Origin of the sequence: Undibacterium sp. Ji49W (assembly GCF_049340205.1) — a bacterium.
Taxonomy (GTDB): domain Bacteria; phylum Pseudomonadota; class Gammaproteobacteria; order Burkholderiales; family Burkholderiaceae_D; genus Undibacterium.
Map to the genome: position 1 here is coordinate 175,304 of NZ_JBMPOW010000004.1, position 20,959 is coordinate 196,262.

Annotated in this window: 19 protein-coding genes; 11 read left to right on the forward strand and 8 right to left on the reverse strand. The window is 51.0% G+C overall.

Going from position 1 to position 20,959, the window contains the following annotated elements; genetic code table 11:
* The first annotated feature begins 32 nt into the window (after positions 1-32).
* Genes ACO0LK_RS06550 through ACO0LK_RS06565 form a run of 4 tightly spaced genes read left to right on the forward strand, consistent with a single transcriptional unit; the run spans position 33 to position 3,990 of the window.
* Positions 33-908, forward strand: coding sequence for a glycosyltransferase family 2 protein (locus ACO0LK_RS06550; RefSeq protein WP_422973324.1), 876 nt, complete (start codon positions 33-35; stop codon positions 906-908).
* A complete protein-coding gene (locus ACO0LK_RS06555; protein WP_422973326.1) occupies positions 889-2,025 on the forward strand; it encodes a glycosyltransferase family 4 protein in 1,137 nt (378 codons plus the stop codon). Before ACO0LK_RS06550 ends, ACO0LK_RS06555 begins: the two co-directional genes overlap by 20 nt.
* On the forward strand, positions 2,022-2,948 hold the full coding sequence (locus ACO0LK_RS06560; RefSeq protein WP_422973328.1) for an NAD-dependent epimerase/dehydratase family protein: 927 nt from the start codon (positions 2,022-2,024) through the stop codon (positions 2,946-2,948). Before ACO0LK_RS06555 ends, ACO0LK_RS06560 begins: the two co-directional genes overlap by 4 nt.
* A gap of 7 nt (positions 2,949-2,955) precedes the next feature.
* Positions 2,956-3,990: a glycosyltransferase family 2 protein gene (locus ACO0LK_RS06565; protein WP_422973330.1), complete on the forward strand. Its 1,035-nt coding sequence runs from the start codon at positions 2,956-2,958 to the stop codon at positions 3,988-3,990.
* Between the two features lie 44 nt (positions 3,991-4,034).
* Here ACO0LK_RS06565 and ACO0LK_RS06570 read toward each other — a convergent pair whose 3' ends face one another.
* Positions 4,035-5,768, reverse strand: coding sequence for a DUF4214 domain-containing protein (locus ACO0LK_RS06570; protein WP_422973332.1), 1,734 nt, complete (start codon positions 5,766-5,768; stop codon positions 4,035-4,037).
* Positions 5,769-6,118: 350 nt separating this feature from the next.
* Between ACO0LK_RS06570 and ACO0LK_RS06575 the strand changes: the two genes are divergently transcribed.
* From ACO0LK_RS06575 to ACO0LK_RS06595, 5 genes are all read left to right on the forward strand, one after another.
* Positions 6,119-6,721: a hypothetical protein gene (locus ACO0LK_RS06575; RefSeq protein ID WP_422973334.1), complete on the forward strand. Its 603-nt coding sequence runs from the start codon at positions 6,119-6,121 to the stop codon at positions 6,719-6,721.
* A 23-nt stretch (positions 6,722-6,744) separates the two neighbouring features.
* Entirely contained in the window at positions 6,745-7,377 is a 633-nt protein-coding gene (locus tag ACO0LK_RS06580; protein WP_422973336.1) for a Vat family streptogramin A O-acetyltransferase, read from the forward strand.
* A gap of 120 nt (positions 7,378-7,497) precedes the next feature.
* Positions 7,498-7,827 carry a DHCW motif cupin fold protein gene (locus ACO0LK_RS06585; RefSeq protein WP_422973338.1) on the forward strand — a complete coding sequence of 110 codons (330 nt, stop codon included), beginning with the start codon at positions 7,498-7,500 and terminating at the stop codon, positions 7,825-7,827.
* A gap of 94 nt (positions 7,828-7,921) precedes the next feature.
* Entirely contained in the window at positions 7,922-8,797 is an 876-nt protein-coding gene (locus tag ACO0LK_RS06590; RefSeq protein WP_422973340.1) for a helix-turn-helix domain-containing protein, read from the forward strand.
* Between the two features lie 89 nt (positions 8,798-8,886).
* Positions 8,887-9,750 (forward strand): metal-dependent hydrolase, encoded by an 864-nt coding sequence (locus ACO0LK_RS06595; protein WP_422973342.1) that lies wholly within the window; start codon positions 8,887-8,889, stop codon positions 9,748-9,750.
* A 128-nt stretch (positions 9,751-9,878) separates the two neighbouring features.
* Here the strand turns inward: ACO0LK_RS06595 and ACO0LK_RS06600 are convergent, their stop codons facing one another.
* The 7 genes from ACO0LK_RS06600 to ACO0LK_RS06630 all read right to left on the reverse strand — a co-directional run bounded on the left by ACO0LK_RS06600 (position 9,879) and on the right by ACO0LK_RS06630 (position 18,894).
* Positions 9,879-11,204, reverse strand: coding sequence for a TolC family outer membrane protein (locus tag ACO0LK_RS06600; RefSeq protein ID WP_186949140.1), 1,326 nt, complete (start codon positions 11,202-11,204; stop codon positions 9,879-9,881).
* Positions 11,205-11,228: 24 nt separating this feature from the next.
* Positions 11,229-11,552, reverse strand: a complete 324-nt coding sequence (locus ACO0LK_RS06605; protein WP_422973344.1) for a rhodanese-like domain-containing protein — start codon at positions 11,550-11,552, stop codon at positions 11,229-11,231.
* 37 nt (positions 11,553-11,589) lie between these two features.
* Entirely contained in the window at positions 11,590-12,240 is a 651-nt protein-coding gene (locus ACO0LK_RS06610) for a protein-L-isoaspartate O-methyltransferase family protein (RefSeq protein WP_422973346.1), read from the reverse strand.
* Positions 12,241-12,282: 42 nt separating this feature from the next.
* Positions 12,283-15,483: an efflux RND transporter permease subunit gene (locus ACO0LK_RS06615; RefSeq protein ID WP_422973348.1), complete on the reverse strand. Its 3,201-nt coding sequence runs from the start codon at positions 15,481-15,483 to the stop codon at positions 12,283-12,285.
* A 2-nt stretch (positions 15,484-15,485) separates the two neighbouring features.
* Complete coding sequence (locus tag ACO0LK_RS06620; RefSeq protein WP_422973350.1) at positions 15,486-16,637, reverse strand: efflux RND transporter periplasmic adaptor subunit; 1,152 nt, start codon at positions 16,635-16,637, stop codon at positions 15,486-15,488.
* A gap of 232 nt (positions 16,638-16,869) precedes the next feature.
* Positions 16,870-17,496 carry a TetR/AcrR family transcriptional regulator gene (locus tag ACO0LK_RS06625; RefSeq protein ID WP_186949145.1) on the reverse strand — a complete coding sequence of 209 codons (627 nt, stop codon included), beginning with the start codon at positions 17,494-17,496 and terminating at the stop codon, positions 16,870-16,872.
* A gap of 402 nt (positions 17,497-17,898) precedes the next feature.
* Positions 17,899-18,894 carry an AraC family transcriptional regulator gene (locus ACO0LK_RS06630; RefSeq protein WP_422973353.1) on the reverse strand — a complete coding sequence of 332 codons (996 nt, stop codon included), beginning with the start codon at positions 18,892-18,894 and terminating at the stop codon, positions 17,899-17,901.
* A gap of 308 nt (positions 18,895-19,202) precedes the next feature.
* On the opposite strand from ACO0LK_RS06630, the gene ACO0LK_RS06635 reads away from it, so the two are divergent.
* Positions 19,203-19,838 carry a hypothetical protein gene (locus ACO0LK_RS06635; RefSeq protein ID WP_422973355.1) on the forward strand — a complete coding sequence of 212 codons (636 nt, stop codon included), beginning with the start codon at positions 19,203-19,205 and terminating at the stop codon, positions 19,836-19,838.
* A gap of 72 nt (positions 19,839-19,910) precedes the next feature.
* Complete coding sequence (locus ACO0LK_RS06640; protein WP_422973357.1) at positions 19,911-20,942, forward strand: MBL fold metallo-hydrolase; 1,032 nt, start codon at positions 19,911-19,913, stop codon at positions 20,940-20,942.
* Positions 20,943-20,959: the final 17 nt, after the last annotated feature.

Genomic DNA, 20,959 nt, shown 5'->3' on the forward strand with positions numbered 1-20,959 from the left:
CGACAAATGAAGACTGACCTATCTTGATTATTATGCGTAATACACTTTCCATCATATTGCCGGCAAAGAACGAAGCTGCTTCCTTGCAGAGCCTGTTGCCCAAACTGCGTGAATATGCAGGCGACGCAGAAATCATCGTCGTTGATGATGGTTCTACCGATAACACGGTAGAGATATGTCAGCAAAATCAGGTGAAGGTCATCTCCCACCCATACAGTATCGGTAACGGCGGTGCCATCAAGTCCGGTGCCCGGGCTGCCAAGGGTGAAACGCTGCTGTTCATGGATGCGGATGGTCAGCACAAACCGGAAGATATTCCGCGCCTGCTGGCAAAACTGGATGAAAAATATGACATGGTGGTCGGTGCCCGTGACCGGGCGTCGCAAGCCGGTGCCCACCGCGCCGTCGCCAATGGTTTTTACAATCGTCTGTCGAGCTGGATGGTGGGACAAAAGATACATGATCTGACATCCGGCTTTCGTGCCGTCAACGCCAAAAAATTTCGCAAATTCCTGTACCTGTTGCCGAATACCTTTTCTTATCCGACCACGATTACCATGAGTTTCTTTCGCGCTGGCTATGCAATTGCCTATGTGCCGATCGAAGCGCCAAAACGCATCGGTAAAAGCCATGTACACGTGATCAAGGATGGTTTCCGGTTCTTGCTGATCATTATCAAGATCGGCACCCTGTATTCCCCGCAAAAATTGTTCTTGCCGATCAGCCTGTCGTTCTTTACGACCGGGCTGGCCTATTATCTGTACACCTTCATCACCACGCACCGTTTCACAAATATGAGTGCGCTGTTGTTTATATCGGCCATACTCACCTTTCTGATCGGGATAGTCTCGGAACAGGTATCTGCCTTGCATTACAAGGATAGCGACAATGAGCCATCCGGCCAATAAGGCTAGTCTTGATGTCTTGCTGGTCAGCACCTCCTACCCGAAAAATGCAAAAGACTGGCAAGGGCGATTTATTGCTGACATGTTACAATCGTTATCAGAAAAACCGACACTGGCGCTCAGCCTCTGGGCACCATCTGGTGATATTCCCGCCAATGTCCGCAATAGTCTAAGTGACGAAGATGCACAATGGCTGGACGGCATGCTGGCAGAAGGCGGCATCGCCCATATTGTGCGCAGCAAGGGCATAAAAGGCGTATTTTACGTACTCAAACTATTGAACCTGTTGCGACGCACTTATCGCGGACGGCATCAGCATGATGTTGCCCATGTCAACTGGCTGCAAAACGCCTTGCCCTTGTGGGGAACCAACACACCTGCGCTGATTACCGTCCTCGGGACCGATTTCGCCCTGTTGCGCCTGCCCGGCATGAAAGCTGCGCTGCGCCGTGTCATGGCGCAGCGCAACTGTATCATTGCGCCGAATGCAGAATGGATGCAGCCAACATTGCAAGCGGCCTTTGGTGATGTCGCTGAAATCCGTGTCATTCCTTTTGGTGTAGAAAAGAAATGGTTTGCCTTGCAGCGACAAACGCCAGCCCCGGTGATCAAGAAATGGCTGGTCATTACCCGCATCACCAAAAACAAGCTGGGTAGCTTGCTGGAATGGGCTAAAGATCTGGTGCACGCGCAACGTGAAATACATCTTTTCGGCCCCATGCAAGAGCAGATAGAGCTGCCTGACTGGCTGCATTATCACGGCCCCACCAACCCCACCGCCCTGGTTGGCGAATGGTTTCCACAAGCAGCCGGTGTATTGACACTCAGTCAGCATGATGAAGGCCGTCCACAGGTCTTGCTGGAAGCCATGGCCGCTGGCCTGCCTGTGATCGTCTCTGACATACCTGGACATGCCAGCCTGGTGCAGGACAAAAAAACCGGATGGATTTGCGATAACCAGTCCAAACTGCAACAGGCGCTGGATTTCCTCGACGTTCCAGAGAATAATGAACGCATAGGCAAAGCAGCACAAGCCTGGATAAAAACAGAAATCGGTACCTGGGACGATTGTGCAAGCCGGTATGAATCAGCCTATTTGGATTTGATGGCAAAAAAATGAGCAACGACGGCATATTGATTATTGGCGGCACTGGCTTCATGGGATCAGCCATTGCCCGTGGCCTGCAAAATGACGCGGCTTGCCGGCAACGCCCCATCCATATCCTGGCAAGGCATGCGGAACCAGCATTGCCGGCTGGTATACAAGTACACCGTGGCAGTATGGACAATAGCGATCTGCTGCGCACGCTGCTGCCAGCCTGTTCGACGATTATCCATGCTGCCTCGTCGACGACACCGGGCGTATCGGCAAAACAGCCAACGCTGGAAGCAAGCCAGAATATACTGCCGACCTTGCGCTTCATTGAGTTGCTGAATGAATGCGCCCCCAAACAGCTGCTGTTTTTTTCTTCTGGTGGCACCTTTTATGGTAATCCGGACAGCTCGCCGGTATCTGAAAATACTCCATTCGCTCCACGCTCGTATTACGGTGCCGGCAAAGTCGCCATAGAAGCCTTTTTACAGGTCTGCCAGGTACAGACCGGCAGCAAAGTGACGATATTGCGGCCATCTAATGTGTATGGCTGTGGCCAGCCTTTCCGGCCAGGCTTTGGTGTCATCCGTACCATGCTGGAACATGTATTGCGCGATACCGCCATCGATATCTGGGGTGACGGCGAAACCATACGTGATTTTTTGTATATCGACGATCTGGTAAATGCCTGCCTGTCCATCATCAGACAGGGCGATGTCAGCGGCAGCTACAACATCGGTTATGGCGTGGGCCATAGCCTGAACGAAGTCATACGCAGCATGGAAGCCATGTGCGGGCGCAAGCTCAAAGTGAATTACCAGCCTGCACGTCAGGTCGACGTAGCACGCATCATACTCAATAACGACAAGCTGGCCCGACAATTGAACTGGCAGCCACAAGTTTCACTCGACCAGGGGATAGCACTGACCTGGCAAAGCCTGCAAGGATAAAAGCAAGATGCCCCCCGTACCAACGCCGGACAAAACACCCGTCTGCAGCGTCTGCATTGCCAATTACAATGGTCTCAAGCTCATCGACGCCTGCCTGAAATCGGTGTACCAGCAAACATTTTCAGGCTCAATTGAAATCATCGTGCATGACGACGCGTCAACCGATGGTTCAGTTGACTATATCCGTACCCACTACCCTGATGTCCGACTTATCGCAAGCGCCGACAACGTCGGTTTTTGTATCTCGAATAATCGCATGGCAGACGTTGCAACAGGTGCATATTTGCTCTTGCTGAACAATGATGCAGAATTGTTTGACGATGCCATTGCCACACTTTACGCGCATGCCCAAAATTTACAACAGCCAGCCATACTCGGCCTGCCACAATATGACGCGGCTACCGGCAATCTCATCGACATAGGCAGCAGTTTTGATATCTTTCTTAACCCCGTGCCCAATCTGGATCCGCAAAAGCAGGATGCAGGCATGATCATAGGTGCCTGCTTGTGGATGCCACGGACATTGTGGATAGAAATCGGCGGCTTTCCAGATTGGTTTGGCTCACTTGCAGAAGATATGTATGTCTGCTGTGTAGCGCGCTTATATTCCTATCCGGTGCAAGCGCTGGGGATATCCGGTTTTCGTCACTGGGTTGGACAAAGCCTGGGTGGTGGCAAGGTGCTTGACAATAAACTCAGCACCAAATTGACACGACGTGTGGCATCAGAGCGCAACAAAACCTTTGTCATGGTCATGACGACCCCGGCACCGTTGATTTATATGCTTTTGCCGCTGCATCTGTGCATGCTGTTATTGGAAGGCCTGGTACTTGCTGCCCTCAAACAGCGCTGGACATTGTTCAGTCAAATCTATTGGGGCTGCTTGAGATCACAATGGCAGGAAAGAAAAAGACTGGCTGTCTGTCGCCGTCTAATACAAAGCAGGCGAGTTGTCAGTCAGTCTGCTTACCTCAAAGTCTTCTCTATGGTTCCGTATAAACTGCGCATGCTTTTCCGGCATGGTTTGCCCGAAGTCAAATAGCACCTGTAGATCTATGTGTCAGAAAAATGCGTCTCAAAAACGCATTACAAAAAGTTCGTCACATCAAACCCTACCAGGCTCAGGTTATTGATATTCTTGAGCGTACCAACCAGTGTAATTTCATCGGGTGTGATATTGGCGACATCGGTCTGGTTGATCACAAACCAGATACTGGCGTCGCCAATGATATCCGCCGTGATCAACACCATCTTGGTGGCGACCGTCGGGGCGGCGAAGGCTTTGCCAGTGCCAAACAAGGCGGCCAGTTTTACCGGGTCCAGGGCATTACCCTGAACAGTCAATACGTCTCCGTTTGCCCAAGCTTTGGGAACCGTGCTGGCAGCATTCACCGCAGCAATCTTGGTGGTACCGGTTTTGTTCAGGAAGGATGAAAAATTCAATACATCCCCCCCTTTGCCTATCGTGAAATTGGTGATCAGGTCATTGCCATTTGCCTGCGGCGTAATGCCAAACGCATAGGTGTCGATACCTATCCCACCCTGCATGGTGTCATTCCCTTTACCGCCATCAAAGAAATTCGGGTAGGCAGACCCTATCAGCAAATTGTTGCCGTCATCCCCCTTGAGCGTAGTCGTCACAGTCACCTTGCTGCCACCCGTGGTCGTGGTGGTCGCAGCGGCAAGACTGCTAAGATCGACGTTGTTGACCTGCTGTATGCTGCCGCTGAGCAAATCCAGGTTTTTACCGTCGAGCAAAAGCTTGTCCAGCAACAAATCCACCGACAGCGGTGTCGTCAATGCGCCCTTGCCACTCAATAAATGATTGGTTTCATTCAAGGGGATATCGATAAAATTGACTTGCAGGTCTGACTTGACGGCATTGATGATATTCACCACCTTGCCACCGGTAAACGATGTATTGTCCAGTGTCACTGTCAAATTGCTGACATTATTGACACTATTATTGCTCGTCGCGAAACCTGTCAAGGTCAAGGTCGCTGTAGTGTCAGTGGTCTTGGTCAGGCTGGCTGTCAAACCAGCTGGTACATTCGATATTTTCCCCAGAGTGGCACCTACATTGCCTTTGAAAGTATCGCCTGTCACAGTCAGGGTAACGGTATTGACGATACTGCCGTCATTAAGCTGCTTTTCATTAAATACCGTGGAAGAATAGGTAATGCTGCCTATGGTTGGCGCTACCTCAGAAGCCTGCGCCACCTTCAGTACCAGTTGTTCAACATTGGTAGGTGCAACGGCAGCCTCTGCTGCAGTCGGCATACGCCCCAGCAGCGTGGTATACACCACGCTGGCATACACCTTGGTTGCCGCCGAGGTTTGAAATTCTGCGGATTGCGCAAACTGGCTCAGTATTTCGCCACGCAACATACCGTTAGCCATTTGTTGCAGCCAGTAATCACGGCCTGCGACATCAGCATTACGCCCCAGTACGTTCTGATAGATCAGGTTGAGGTATTGCGTATTCGACAAATTACTACCATATTTGGCGACAAATTCTTCTGACTGAGCAAAGGTCTGGGCAACTTGCAAATTGCTGCCGCCATTTCTTTGCACGCCCATCCAGAACAAGAACCCGTCATAGTCAGGAATACGATTAAAGGCCGCAAAATAAAGGCGCACGATCTGCTCTGCTGCCGGGCTGTAATCGGTCGCAGTCAGAAAATTATATTCAACACCGGCACGTGTCAGCAGGCCCGAATCCAGACGCGCAGCAAGCAGATCAACTGCGGCCTGATCTGCTGGTTTATTCCACAATACCTGATACAGGCCTGTGACAAATTCTTTATTGGTTTTGGCCATCATTGCACCTGAACGATTTACAGCAAAGGAAAGAAAAACAAAGCCTGATGCAACATATCCGCAAGCAAGCCTCTGGTCTTATAACGGCAGAATTTCTGATAATTGCAGCACAGCTATTTTTCTGGGCGGCAAAAATACTATTTTCACCAAGTATAGTTGATAAGTTTCATGTCCAATTCAAACAATAACCAGTGAAAAGTGGGGTAATTCGAGATGCACCTCACACCGGCCCAAACCAAAAATCAGCGATGCTGTACTTTGATTGATGTCAACAATTCAATGCGATAATCTGTCAGCAAGAAAAATCGTGAGGCAAGCATGTTAGAAATTTATCGATTTACAAGAGAACCATGAAAATCACCGTACTGTTTCCCACCCAGACAGAGGCCAGCCTGTTTCAGCGTGATGATGTCAGCACAATCATCTCTGGTGTCGGCCTGAGCGCCACGGCATATGCGACGACCAAACTGATCTGTCAGCATAAGCCTGACTTACTGATCATGGCAGGCATCGCCGGTGCCTATCCCCATTCCAGCTTAAAGATCGGTGACGTCGCCCTGGTTGCCACAGAAGTCGAAGGTGATCTGGGTTTCTTTACGACTTCCGGCTTTGTTCATCTTGCCCATTTACCGATAGACATGGAATTTGAACGCCGCCACACCCTGACCTGTCCGCATCTGCCAACCAACCCGCTCTTCCCGCTGGCCCGCAGCATGTCATTGAATGCAGCCATGGCACCGTTTGTGAATACCGGCGAAGTTGATCTGGAAAACATGGAAGGTGCGGCTTTCTTCCATACCTGCCTGCAAGAGAATCAGGCTTTTCTGGAGTTGCGCGCCATCTCGAATTTTGTCAATATTCATAATGATGAATGGGATATGCAAGGTTCGGTCAAAGCCATGACCGCTGGTCTGCATCGATTGATTGACTCGCTGTTGCAATCTAAGCAATAAAAAATCAGTGCCAAAGGATCATCATGAACGGCCCAAACCCAGACAACAAACACCCGATGCAAGGCTTTCCACAAGTCTGCTATATCAGCAATACCGTCAACAACCCTCATATCATCATTGGTGACTACACCTATTACGATGATCCGGAAGACTCAGAAAATTTCGAGCGCAATGTGCTCTATCACTTTCCATTTATCGGTGACAAACTCATCATCGGAAAATTCTGTGCGCTGGCCCGTGGCGTCAAGTTCATCATGAACGGTGCGAATCACAATATGACTGGTTTTTCTACCTATCCATTTCAAATTTTTGGGAATGGCTGGGACAGCACACCCATGGATATGGCATCGCTGCCCTACAAGGGTGACACTGTCATTGGCAATGATGTCTGGATAGGCTATGAAGCACTCATCATGCCGGGTGTCAAAATCGGTAATGGCGCCATTATTTCTTCCCTCGCTGTTGTCGTCAGTGATGTACCGGCCTATACCATCGTCGGCGGCAATCCTGCCAAAGCACTGCGCCAGCGCTTTGCGCCTGAAGTCATTGCTGCACTGGAAGAGCTGGCATGGTGGAACTGGCCGATCGAAAAAATTTCCCGCAACATCAATCTGATCACTGCGGGTGACATCGCTGTTTTACAGACCTGCGTCTGACGGCGCAACTGAACCGCATTACAGAATGTCGTCAAAATAAGCCGTAATTGTTACCTGTGCTTTCGCAACAGCCAGTCTATAGTTGTACCTGTTTTCAACTGGCAGCGATGAAGGGTAATAATGAACATCACGGACATCCCCTTTGGTACGACAGACTGGAACTCCATCCCGGCCACCACCCATCCTGGCGTGACCGGTACCGCCTATTGGCGCACCTGCCACTTCGGCACTGTACGCGTGCGCATGGTTGAATATACGCCCGGTTATCTGGCAGACCACTGGTGCAGTAAAGGCCATATCTTGCTATGCCTGGAAGGTGAATTGCGAACCGAACTGGACGATGGTCGCATAATGAACTTGCAGGCAGGCATGAGCTATCAGGTAGCCGATGGTGCAGAAGCCCATCGCTCCTCGACTACTGACGGAGCAAAGCTGTTTATTGTTGATTAAGAGGCCCCATAAGCGGCTTTGATATATGGGTCAGTATCCAAGTAAAACTAGTAAAATGCAGCGATCTAATTAATGCCTGAATGATTACTGTATCTTGAAACAGCCCAATACCTCCACCTATCCGGTCAGGCATCACGTCTTCCCAATTCATCCCAGGCTGGTGCCGTTGCTCATGCATATACTGGTCGTTGAATTGGACGGCTGCGAAGCATCCTTGCCTGCCACGCTGTGCCCAGCCATCATGCTGTTCGTGCGTGGTGGTGGCTGCATAGAAAATGCTGACGAGAGCCGCACGGAATCACCACGCTTTTTCTTGCGTGGTCCAACCATGATGCCCATGCATGTGCATTATCAAGCCAATACCCTGACCGTGTCAGTCTGCCTGCGCCCCGGCATGCTGAATCAGGCGACCGGCCTGAACGCCAACGATATCGCTGATGGCTACGTCACAATGGACAAGCTGGTGGACCAGGAAAAACTCTATGCCTTCTTGCAATCCCTCGAGAATGAACAAGAGATTGACCGTATCGTCAGCCTGTTTCAGGATTTTTTGCTGGAGATACTTGATCATCAAAAAAAGAGCAGTATCGGTGCCGCCTTCCTGGCTGCACACAAGAAAATCTTCTTTCCGCTGCTTGATCTGTCCGACTATTTTGGTATAGGGCAAAGGCAGCTTGAACGTCGGGTGCGAGATGCTTTTGGTGTCACGCTACGTGACGTGCGGCGTATCGTGCGCTTTGGCCAATCCCTACCTTACCTGATCAAGCCGGATGTAACCTGGGGTGACCTGACCCAGATTGCGCAAGATACCGGTTATTACGATCAGGCCCACATGCACAGGGAATATCTGGAACTGGCAGGTATCGCACCGGCCCAGCTAAGGCAAAAAATCAATAGCCAGGATCCCGCCTACTGGATTTATCGCATCGCTGCGCAGGATTTTTATGATCTGTTTTTATCAGTTGAATGACGGGTCGGTACAAATTTGACGTCTTGATACAAGTAGGCTGAACGCATATTGTTTAGACTGTTTCCCATGATTAAACATGGAGAAACAAGATGAGCGGGATTGAAGAAAACAGCGTACCAGGCAAATCAGATACAACTTTGCAGGTCCGGCATCTGCATATCGATTTCTCTCAAGGCTTTCCACGTCACTGGCTGGGGAATGATGCGTTTCGCTCACAGTTATTCAATGCCCAGTCCTTCAGTTTTCCTTTGGGCGAACAGTATTTCATTGACAGCGTGCGTGCGGCCCTGCCATTACTGACGGATGAAAAACTGAAAGCCGACGTCAAAGGTTTTATCGGCCAGGAATCCACCCATCGCCATATCCACGAACAATACAACCAGCAACTGAATGCCCAGGGCCTGAGCTATTTCATAGGACCCTTTGTCGCCTGGCGCATACGCACGGCCGCCGGGCTGAGCGTCAAAAACAATCTGGCGATCACCATGGCGTATGAACATTTTACGGCGATTTTTGCCGATGGCGTATTGAGTGATGCAAAATGGGTGGACGATGCAATAGAACCCATGAAACGCTTGTGGACCTGGCATTCAATAGAAGAAACCGAACACAAATCCGTGGTCTTTGATGTCTATCAGGCGCTGGGAGGTGGCTACTGGCGGCGGGTGGCGTGGCTGCTCTACGTGACAATGCTGTTCAGCCTTGATACCCTGGTACAAACCACGCATTGCCTGTATCGCGATGGAGAATTGTTCAAAGCCAAAACCTTGTGGCAAGGATTGAAATTTTACTTTGGCCGCCGTGGACTGTTGTGGTTTTCACTGCCGCATTACCTCGCTTATTTCAAGCCCGGCTTTCAACCCTGGGAACACGACAATCTGCACCTGACCCGCCAATGGTTGCAGGAACACAGCGAAGCCTATCGTGAAATCGGCAAGCGTGTCGGGACTTGAACAGACATCACTCATCAGCCTGGCTATTTTCGCCTTTCACGATTCTCACCATCCCAATAAAAAAGCTCGCCGGAAGCGAGCTTTTTTACGGGTTGTCTGAACCTGTAATCAATACGAATTAATGCGAATCAATGCTGCAACAACGCATTCACTTCTGCCAAATCTTCTTCTTTCAGCGTACCGGCTGCAGACTTCAGACGCAAGCCATTCAGGACAGTGTCATAACGCGCTTTTGCCAAAGTTTGACGGGTTGTGTACAACTGTTGCTGCGCATTCAGCACGTCGATATTGATACGTACACCAACCTGATAACCCAGTTTGTTTGAATCCAGTGCAGACTGGCTGGAAATCTCGGCAGCTTCATAGGCCTTCACCTGGGCCAGGCCAGAAGTCACGCCAACGAAAGCCTGACGCGCCCCCTGAGCCGCAGTACGGCGTGCATTTTCATAGTCACTGCGCGCCTTGTCTTCCAGCGCGATCGATTCCTTGACGCGGCTGTTAACAGCAAAACCGGAAAACAGCGGGATATTCCATTGTATGCCTATGGTAGTAGGCTTGACGACACCGCTTGAAGGCGGGTTAGTCGCACCACCGGTAGACTGCCGACCGGTCGTCGCTACCAGGTCAACTGTCGGGTAATGACCAGCGCGGCTTTTTTCGATATCGCGCTTGGCAATTTCCACCGCCACTTGCGAAGCAACCACGCTGTAATTTTGTTTTTCTGCCGAACTGACCCAGTCATCAATTACTGCCGGCAATGGCGCATTCAGTTTCACGCCTGGTTGCAGTGGTGCCAGTTCACCGGCTTCCTTGGCAATAATTTGCTGCAAGGCTGCGCGCTTGACTTGCAGATCACTTTGGCCTGCGTATTCCTGTGCAGTCACCAGATCATAACGCGCTTGCGCTTCATGGGTGTCGGTGATGGTGGAAGTGCCGACTTCAAAATTGCGTTTGGCAGAAGCCAATTGTTCAGAGATGGCGCTCTTCTGTGCACGCAGGGTTTCCAGCGTGTCCTGTGCTGCCAGCACATCGAAATAGGCTTGCGCTACACGCACGATCAAGTCTTGTTTAGATTGGGCAAACTGTGCTTCGCTGACCAGCAGCAGCAACTTGCTTTGCTCATATAGCTGCCAGTTGGTCCAGTTGAACAAGGGCTGCGACAGGGCCAGCGTCCAGGCATTGGATGTGCCTTTCACGGTACGGGAACCGGCAACGGCATCGACTTCAGCATCGGTGCTGGATTTGGTATCTGTTCCTCTCAGAGCGATACCTGGCAGCAGACCGGCGCGGCCCTGTATCGGTTTTTCCTGTCCAGCTGTCAGCGATGCGCGGGCACTTGCATACTGCGCATCATTGGCCAGAGCATCCTTATAGATTTGCAGCAAATCCGTGGCGTTTGCATTCAGCGAAAGGAAGGCACTGGCAAGCAGTGTGGCAAGAATAGGATTACGCATGTAACGCTCCGAAAAAAAAGTAAATTAATAGGTGGGCATTGCCGGGTCGACTTGCTGCGCCCATGCATGCACCCCACCCGTCAGGTTAATTGTCTGGGTATAACCCTGACGCTCTAAAAAATTTGCTACCTGCATACTGCGTCCGCCGTGATGACAGATACAGACAATCACGTCATCCGGTTCCAGGTCATGAAAACTCGTTGGTACCGTTTGCATGGGCATCAGTTGCACACCGGGGATATGACAAGTCTGATGTTCCCAAGGTTCCCGTACATCGAGTAAAACAGGTAGATTTCTGCTGCTATCGTTCAACCATTGCGCAAGTTCGGTGGCCGTGATGTGTTGCATGACTTTTTCCAGTTTGTTCTAGCGTATCGGTTTTAAATTACAGGCTGAAATGAGAAACCGGTGCCGCACCAACAGCTGGGGCAACTACGGTTTCAAACAAATTGCGTGTCGATACATCAGTGCCAGAAGTACGGGTCTGTAACTGTGCAGTCAGGGTAGGCAACTGACCAACAAATGCCAGCAGACGGCCACCGGTATTCAACTGTTTTTGCAATTGTTCAGGCACTTGTTCCAGACCACCGGTGATGACGATGGCGTCATAGGTGCCGGTATGTTTGAAACTGAATGCATCTGCCAATACGACATCCACATTGCTCACATGATTGTTTGCCAGATTGCCGATAGCCAGGTCACGCAAGCCTGAAGATGATTCCAGCACCGTGACATGACGCGCGCGGTAAGCCAGCAGCGCTGCCAGGTAACCATTGCCAGCGCCAATCAGCAATACTGTTTCCTGCTTTTTCAGGGCCAGTTCTTCCAGGATGCGGGCTTCCAGTTTTGGCGTCATGGCCTTGCTGCCATCCGGCAAGGGCAATTCGGTGTCAAAAAACGCCAGGCTTTTTTGTTCTGCCGGAAAATAATCTTCACGCTTGACAACAATCAGCATGTCCAGCACTTCCTGGTTCAAGACATTCCATGGGCGGATTTGTTGCTCTATCATGTTGAAGCGGGCTTTTTCGATGTTCATGTCTTTACTCGATTGCAAAATTAATAGGGAACCGGCATTTTATCAAAGCACTTGGGCAGTTTGACGATTACCGCGCCATTTTTGCGTAATCCACAGGCCCAAATCATCCAGATAGGTGTAAATCACCGGCACAACCACCAAAGTCAGCAATGACGAAGTGATAATTCCACCTATGACAGCCTGACCCATTGGCGCGCGCTGCTCGGAACCTTCTGACAGGGCAAAAGCCAATGGCACCATGCCAAACACCATCGCCAGCGTCGTCATCAGGATGGGGCGCAGGCGCACATGCGCAGCTTCCAGCAGGGCTTCCATACGATCCATGCCATCTTTTCTTGCCTGATTGGCAAAATCTACCAGCAAAATGGCATTCTTGGTAACCAATCCCATGAGCATGATGAAACCGATGATGGAAAACATGTTCAGCGTTGAACGGAAGAACATCAGGGCCAGGAATACCCCGATCAAAGTCATCGGCAGAGCTGACATGATGGCTATCGGTTGCAAGAAGCTGGCAAATTGCGACGCCAAAATCATATAAATGAAAATCACCGCCAGGGCCAGTGCCGACAGGGCATAGCCAAAGGATTCGGTCATGTTCTTGGTCGCGCCGCCCATCTTGTAGCGGTAGCCGGGCTGCCATTGCATGCCTTCCAGCACTTTTTTGACTTCAGCACTGACTTCTCCGGCAGAACGCCCCACCACATTGGCAGACAGTTCGACTTCACGGTTCAAATCACGACGATTGATCTGATTGGCACCGGTCGATGGCTTGATATCGGCCACCTGGCGCAAAGGCACCATCTTTGGCGAGCCGTCGGCATTCGTCTGTGAACTGGTCAACATGAGACGCGACAGGTCTTCGGCATTGTTCCTGTCGTTGGGTGACAGACGTACCGTGACATCATAGTTTTCATCATCCGGCGCCCGCCAGGTGGTGGCGATTTCACCTGCCAGCAAAGGCCGCAGGGCACCGCCTATCTGGGCCACACCCACACCCAGGTCAGCCCCGATATCACGGCGTGGCTGTACCGAGATGGTCGGTTTTTGCGCCTTCAGGCTGGAATCCAGATCAACCAGGCCAGGAATCGTGCGCAATTTTTCCTGCACCTGTTCCGATAATTTACCCAGTTCCATCAGGTCGCTGCCTTGCAGGCTGAAACGCAGGTTCTTGTTATCACCACCCACGCCATCCAGCGCACCGATATGGGTGACGGTAATACCGGCAATCTGGCTCAAACGGGTGCGCAACGGCACCGACATCTGCACCGTCGATCTGGCCCTGTCCTTGCGTGGCACCAGACGGATGAAGGTGGTCACATAATTTTTGCCTTGCGCTGCACCAGTGTTCACGGTGCTGTAGGTGTCGAGTACTTCCGGGAATTCCTTGACCACGGCTTCCACCTGATGCACCTTGGTTTCTGTCAGTTCCAGCGAAGAACCTACCGGTGTGTAATAAGTGACGCCGGTTTCAGAGTAATCCGCCTGTGGCACGAATTCGGAACCGATCAGGCCCGTGCCGGGTATCGCCAGCCCCAGGAAAAAAGTCAGCGCAGCGATCAGCAGAGTTTTGACACGGTGCCTGAGCGACCAGCGCAGCATGACCTGATAGCCACGCGAAAACCATTGCACGCCACGTTCAAACTGTTCCAACACCCGGCCTATGCTATTCGCATACCAGCCCTTGCGAATAGGCTTGCCGTTTTCATCTGTTGCAGTATGACCATGGGCATCCGGGTCAGGCCAGATGGATGACAGCATCGGGTCCAGCGTGAAAGACACGAACATGGAAATCAGCACGGCAGCCGTGACGGTAATACCAAACTGATGGAAGAAACGACCAATGATGCCGCCCATGAAACCCACCGGCAAAAACACCGCAACGATAGAGAAAGTCGTCGCCAGTACGGCCAGACCGATTTCTGCCGTGCCTTCCAGCGCAGCCGTATGGTGATCCTTGAATTTGCCATTCACCTTCATGCCGGCATGACGCACGATGTTTTCACGCACCACGATGGCATCATCAATCAGCAAACCCACACATAGCGACAGGGCCATCAGGGTAATCATGTTGATGGTGAAGCCAAACATGTCCATGAACAGGAAGGTGCCTATCAGTGCCACCGGCAGGGTCAGGCCGGTGATGACTGTGGACCGCCAGGAATTCAGGAACAGGAAGACAATCAATACTGTCAGTGCGGCCCCTTCTATCAGGGTACGGCGGACATTTTCCACACCCACGCGTATCTGGCGGGAACCATCCTTGATGACCTGCACCCTGACCCCGGGATACTGTGCCTTCAACTGCGGTTCCAGTGCCTTCAGCGCCTCAGTAAGTCCGTTGGCAACCTCGATGGTGTTTTGCCCCTGGGCTTTCAGGATATCCAGCGCCACGGTACGCTGGCCGTTATACAGGGCCAGACTCTCTTGTTCTTCCTGCCCATCCAGTACAGTCGCCACCTGCGACAACAAGACCGGCTGTCCACCACGACGGGCAACGATGATGCGGCCAAAGTCTTGCGGATTCTGGATGCGGCCCTGTATCTGTACCACTTTTTCATTGTCCAGCGCACGGATGGCACCGGTAGGCAATTCCTGATTTTCATTACGCAAGGCAGTGATGACCTGATCCACACCCAGCCCCAGTGCCTCAAGCTCATTCGGTTTCAGGTAAATCTTGATCTCGCGTTTGACACCACCGACCAGAGTGACAGAGCCGACACCACGTACATTTTCCAGACGCTTTTTGACCAGTTGATCACCGATGGTGGTCAGCTCGCGGAAATCGCGTTTCTTGATTTTGTCGTCATTCGTTACCGATACGGAAAAGATGGGCTTGTCCGAAGGGTCGTAGCGGGTAACGCGTGGTTCCTTGACTTCTTTACGGAAGGTGGATTTGATCAGCGCCACTTTTTCACGCACGTCCTGCGCAGCCTGTGCCGGATCTATCGTCAGATCAAATTCCAGAATGACCACCGACGTACCTTCATACGAACGTGACGTCAGTGCGCTGATGCCATTGATGGTGTTGACGGTTTCTTCCACCTTGCGCGTCACATCCGATTCGATGGTTTCCGGCGAAGCACCTGGATAATCAGTCTGGATGACGACCACCGGAAAGGTAATGTCAGGAAATTGATCAACCCGCAGGCGCTGATATGAAAACAGGCCAAGCACCACAAAAGCCACCATCATCATGGTGGCCAGCACCGGATTGCCTATACTGATACGTGTGAACCACATGCTTACACCTTGCCTGTGGCGGTTATCAGTTTGACGGCAACACCGGCACGCAAGCGTCCCAGGTTGGCCTTGACAATGCGGGCATCCGGCGTCAGGCCTGCGGTGATTTCAACCACGGCCTGCCCCTTGCTGTCACCACGTAAACCCAGTTTCACCGGCTTTTGCTGCAAGACATTGTTTTCTATCGCATACACAAAAGCCTGCTCAGCTTCATACTGTATGGCAGTGTCAGGCACGGTGAGTACGTCGGATTTTTTATCTACCACCAGTTGTGCCTCGCCGAACATGCCGGCTCGCAATACTGCATCCGGGTTTGCAACCTGCACATAGGCCATGATGGAACGTGAGCCGGCGGTCGTGGACGGATTGATCCTGACGACTTTGCCGTCCACCGCCGCAGTCACACCTTCGATTTTCAATTGCACTGCCTGACCGATACGGATATTGGCAATATCCTGGGTCGGTACCGGCGCTTCCATTTCAAGCACGCGCAAATCGACCACATCCAGCAGGCGATTATCGGGAGATATCTTTTCGCCAGGCTGCACCATGCGGCTGCTGACCATACCGGTAATCGGCGCCCGGATGACTGTATCTGCCAGGGCTTTCTGTGCCACAGCCAGCGCACCTTTGGCACTGTCGACATTAGCTACTGCAATCGCATACTGATTATTGGTATTGTCGTAGGCATTCTTGGAAATGAAACTCTTGTCGAGCAAGGCGCGGTTATTGTCGCGCGCAGTGCGGGCGATTTCCAGTTGCCCCTGGGCGGCGGCCAGCGCACCGCGTGCCTGTTCCTGCCGTGCCAGATAATCGCTGCTATCCATCTTCACCAGTATCTGGCCCGTCTGCACGGCCTCACCTTCACGCACCAGCACTTCGGTGATGTCGCCTGCTACTTTGGCTTTGACCGCAGCCTGATTCACTGCACGCAAGGCACCTGACAATGCCAGCAATTTTCTGACTTCGGCGGTTTTGACTTCGGTAATATCGGCTGGTAAAAATTCCAGTACCTGCACTGCTGTGCTGGCACTGGCGCTAGATGTCGCCAGAGTAGCAGCAGTAGTACCCTGCGACTTTCTTTTGGCCAGCAGCAGTCCTGCGGCCAACAGCAGCACGACGGCAATGATCCAGAATGTCCTGCGCTTTAACATGATTGTTTTTTTCCAAAAAGTTGTTGTTTCAAGACCTGGAAGAAAACAGGCAGCACGCCCTCCAAGGTCCGGTGAAACTCTGACTTTAAAGCCTGACACTGTGTAAGGGTCAAGCAGCGCATCTATATACCAGGATTGTTGCAAACGCAGTTGGCTCCATGCCACGCAGGCATTGTCATGCTCGCGGCAGTTACACTTGAACGTTCTGGTAGTGCATCAAATTTTTATAATTCTAAATACGCAAGCTATGCAATGCGATTTCTATGTAATGCTCAAGATAGGTATCAAGCTTGCCGGGATCAATCTGGCAGACACCTTGTGAATGCTTCCACATCATCATCATGATTACGGGTGCCGTCAGTATTCTTGCATCAATTTCCAGATCCACCTGACGGAACTCACCGCGCTCCATGCCCCGACGCAACACTGTTTTCATCAGGTTTTCACCACGATCAACAACTTCTTCCTGATAAAACCTGGCCAGTTCGGGAAAATTCCCGGCTTCTGCCATCATCAGTTTCGGTAAACCAGATAACTTGGTATTGCCAACGTTGTCCCACCAGGTATGCGTGATCAGGCGAAACAGTTCTTCGCTGCTGCCGTTAAACTGACCAATCGCATCCTCTGCCGCCCCGATCAAAGGGACTATGCTTTCCCTGACCACCGCCTTGAACAATTCTTCCTTGCTGGAAAAATACAAATACAGGGTACCTTTGGAGACACCGGCAGTACGCGCCACATCATCCAGACGTGTCGCAGCAAAGCCGCGCTCGACAAACAGTTCAAGGGCAGCAGCAAGCAATTCTTGCGGACGAGCATCTTTACGACGCTCCCATTTAGGCTTAAAAGGACATGACATTATAGCAATAACTCAATTAACTTACTTTTGAGTCAGTAATATAGTCCCCGGCCCTTTCAGCGTCAAGACAAACGCATGTTGCGTCTAAATAAAGTCTTAAACAGAACAAAAAAACATTTAAAAATATTTGTATTAATAGTCAAATAATAGAAATTCGATTAAACATCTACAAACGTAGCGATCTCTCCTGACACACAAATTGAGCTCTTTCCGTTGTGCCTGGCTGGTTTTCATCATGACATGCCGCTACTGTGCCAAACAATGGCCGCTATCACCACCACGATGCGACAGAATGCAAAAATTGATAGCTCAAACATATAGATGTTGGAACAGGCTGCGAAAAACTAGAACGGACACCAAACAACAATATACAAATTACCTGGCTGAAAAAGGCCGGATATTTCAACTGCGATTTTGAAATTGCGTATCCAGTTTGATCCTGGCAATCTCTGTCCGGCCAAGGCTGTATTCACGGGGAGAACATTGCATGATGCGTTTGAAGGCAGTGCTGAATGCACTTTCCGATTCGTAGCCAAGTGAAGGCGCGATAATCGAAATGGGGTCACTGCTGTTCATCAGCCGGTCTCCGGCAAGCATCATGCGCCAGCGGGTCAGGTAATTCATGGGTGATTCCCCCACCAGCTTTTTGAACTTCAATGCGAAGGTCGATCTGGACATACAGGCACGTTCGGCCAGGCTCTGTATCGTCCATTTTTGCGCCGGGTTTTCATGCATGGCATGAATGGCCGCACTGAGCTGCCTGTCTGTGAGGGCATAGATCCAGCCTACAGCACCCGCGCTTTGTGCGTTCTTGGCAGCTTCTGCACCTTCTGTACCTCCGGCCCGCTCCATCAGAAACAGACGCAGGGCCTGAATAAGCATGAGGTAAGCAAGGTGCTGGGCAATCAAAGTACCGCCAGGCTGTGGCTCGCGCAGTTCCTGCATGATTTGTTCCAGTGAACCACGCAAGGCTTTTTTATCTGACTCTCTGTAGATATGAACAACCGCTGGCAAGAAACCCAACAGTATCCCCGCGTTTCTTCCGGCAAATTCAAAATAGCCACCCAAACCATAACAATCACCACCCCCGTTGTAAGTGACGATGCCACCTTCCTTTACGGTTGGAAACACGATGCTGGCATCGACAGGCGTCAAAGCCGGGTCGCTGCCAAGCTTGGCGGGCTGCCCACCCGGCAGCAGGACACAATCGCCTTCTTTGAGATGCACTGGGTCAGGATAGCCCTCTACCGTAAGCCAGAATTCGCCAGACAGCAGTGCATAACAGCGTATGCCTTGCAGTGCCTTGAAATGCAGCGACCATTGTCCACCCGCATCAAGTCCACGGAACATGTAACTGCGGGGTTTGAGCAGGGATAAGACATCTGACAGCGGATCCATCATACCCACCGGACGATTAAAAAGATAAATCGGACTATAGCGGATGGATCGTCCCGATACAAGCGTCTATCATCTGTCCATTCTGACCACATATGGGCAAATAATTTCAGGAGCGCGAATGACTGCCGATACCGCTGATTACGGAATCAACAACCAAAGAAAGAAGTAAGTACATGACATCACTGAATGATGCGCTTAAGGTTTTGCTGGCATATGGCCTGATCACGATGATAGGCCTGATAGTGACCTGGTGGTGGTCACGTTTTGACGCAAGGACATTTCGCGGCGTAGGCGTCTGGATAAAACCCATGAAATTCATGGCAGCAACGGGGTTGTTTGCCGTCACGACTGCATGTCTGATGCAGGTAGCAGACGTCAGGCCGCAAGCATTGCCATCTTTCTATTGGATTGCGGTATTAATTGTCAGCACATCTCTTTTCGAAGTGGCTTACATCAGCTTGCAGGGCAGCCTGGGCGAAGCCTCGCACTACAATACATCGGATTTGCTGCACGCAGTCATGTCCGGGCTTATGGGTATTGTGGCTGTAGCGCTGACCGCTTCACAAGCCTGGCTGGCCTGGGTAATCTGGTCGCAGAATGCCCAGCCAACCCTGTCGGTAATGCAGTCTGGAATTGTCGTTGGTTTGATAATGACTTTTGTGTTGTCAACGCTGAGCGGCTTTCTTTTGGGATCCCATCAAGCGCCGCCCGGGAAAGGATTACCAATAGTTGGCTGGCATTTGCGTGGTGACATCCGGCCGGCGCATTTTCTTGGCGTGCACGCACAGCAATTCATACCGGTCTTCGGTTTTCTTGCTGAATACTTTGCAGGTGGTGCTGCACTTGCTGTATTTTCCACCCTGACAATGATCTATCTGCTTGTATGTATTTGTCTGACCTTAACGGCGACGAGAGCAATTCCGGTCACCTCACATTTCGGCTAATCAATTTAATATCCAGACTTTTCAAAAAGAAAAATGCAACTTATCTTTACCCGATTTATCCTTGGAATCATCTTGCTCCAGTTAGCGGGATGCGCACAATTGCAGCCGTATCCAAAATCAGATCACTATGATGGCAGCAAGTTTTTTAATCCGGCCGATCCAGAAGGTAACAGCCTGTGGGATGGACTCAAGCTGCTGTTTGCGTTTCATTTTGAAAGCTGGCCAGAGATGGTTGAAAATGACACGATCAAAAATGTGCAGGCAGTTACTGTGCAGGGGAGACCGGGGAAAGATGAAGTCGCCATCACCTTTGTCAATCATGCCAGCCTGCTCATCCAGACGCAGCAGATGACTCTGCTGACTGATCCAGTCTGGTCTGAACGCGTCAGTCCCCTTGGCTGGATAGGTCCCAGGCGACACAGAAAGGCGGGCATTACTTTTGCTGATTTGCCGAAAATTGATGTCGTCGTCATTAGTCATAATCACTACGACCACATGGATCTTGAAACACTGAAGCGATTAAATGACCGTTTCCATCCATTCTTTTTTGTCCCTCTTGGCAACAAAAAGCTGTTGGAAGATAGTGGAATAGCGCAGGTCGTGGAGCTGGACTGGTGGCAAAGTTACCAGGTGACTTCAGACCTAAAAGTGAGCCTGACTCCGGCAGCACATTTCTCTGGTCGTGGCCTGTTTGACAGAGATCGCAGCCTGTGGGGTAGTTACCATCTTTCATTTAACGGACACAGCCTCTATTTTGGTGGTGACACAGCGTATGCATCACATTTCAAGGCGATACAGGAACGCTTCGGGCCGCCAGATATCGCCTTGCTACCCATAGGTGCATATGAACCAAGATGGTTTATGAAGCGGGTGCATATGGACCCAACAGAGGCGGTTCAAGCGCACCTGGACCTGGGCGCAAGACAAAGCATAGGCATGCATTTTGGAACTTTTCAGTTGACCAATGAAGGTATCGATCAACCAGTGAAGGATTTAAATTTGGCGTTACAAGAGAAGAAAATAACGGCCAGGGAATTTTCGGTACTGCCAGAGGGGCGCACGACAATGTTCAAAGTCGGCCAAGTATATTCAGCCAGCAGATAGCTGACCATGCAACTCCT

Bases quoted from the DNA above. Each gene is read 5' to 3' on its own strand.
- ACO0LK_RS06550 (WP_422973324.1), top strand. From the start codon at position 33: ATGCGTAATACACTTTCCATCATATTGCCGGCAAAGAACGAAGCTGCT.
- ACO0LK_RS06555 (WP_422973326.1), top strand. From the start codon at position 889: ATGAGCCATCCGGCCAATAAGGCTAGTCTTGATGTCTTGCTGGTCAGC.
- ACO0LK_RS06560 (WP_422973328.1), top strand. From the start codon at position 2,022: ATGAGCAACGACGGCATATTGATTATTGGCGGCACTGGCTTCATGGGA.
- ACO0LK_RS06565 (WP_422973330.1), top strand. From the start codon at position 2,956: ATGCCCCCCGTACCAACGCCGGACAAAACACCCGTCTGCAGCGTCTGC.
- ACO0LK_RS06570 (WP_422973332.1), bottom strand. From the start codon at position 5,768: ATGGCCAAAACCAATAAAGAATTTGTCACAGGCCTGTATCAGGTATTG.
- ACO0LK_RS06575 (WP_422973334.1), top strand. From the start codon at position 6,119: ATGAAAATCACCGTACTGTTTCCCACCCAGACAGAGGCCAGCCTGTTT.
- ACO0LK_RS06580 (WP_422973336.1), top strand. From the start codon at position 6,745: ATGAACGGCCCAAACCCAGACAACAAACACCCGATGCAAGGCTTTCCA.
- ACO0LK_RS06585 (WP_422973338.1), top strand. From the start codon at position 7,498: ATGAACATCACGGACATCCCCTTTGGTACGACAGACTGGAACTCCATC.
- ACO0LK_RS06595 (WP_422973342.1), top strand. From the start codon at position 8,887: ATGAGCGGGATTGAAGAAAACAGCGTACCAGGCAAATCAGATACAACT.
- ACO0LK_RS06600 (WP_186949140.1), bottom strand. From the start codon at position 11,204: ATGCGTAATCCTATTCTTGCCACACTGCTTGCCAGTGCCTTCCTTTCG.
- ACO0LK_RS06605 (WP_422973344.1), bottom strand. From the start codon at position 11,552: ATGCAACACATCACGGCCACCGAACTTGCGCAATGGTTGAACGATAGC.
- ACO0LK_RS06610 (WP_422973346.1), bottom strand. From the start codon at position 12,240: ATGAACATCGAAAAAGCCCGCTTCAACATGATAGAGCAACAAATCCGC.
- ACO0LK_RS06615 (WP_422973348.1), bottom strand. From the start codon at position 15,483: ATGTGGTTCACACGTATCAGTATAGGCAATCCGGTGCTGGCCACCATG.
- ACO0LK_RS06620 (WP_422973350.1), bottom strand. From the start codon at position 16,637: ATGTTAAAGCGCAGGACATTCTGGATCATTGCCGTCGTGCTGCTGTTG.
- ACO0LK_RS06625 (WP_186949145.1), bottom strand. From the start codon at position 17,496: ATGTCATGTCCTTTTAAGCCTAAATGGGAGCGTCGTAAAGATGCTCGT.
- ACO0LK_RS06630 (WP_422973353.1), bottom strand. From the start codon at position 18,894: ATGGATCCGCTGTCAGATGTCTTATCCCTGCTCAAACCCCGCAGTTAC.
- ACO0LK_RS06635 (WP_422973355.1), top strand. From the start codon at position 19,203: ATGAAATTCATGGCAGCAACGGGGTTGTTTGCCGTCACGACTGCATGT.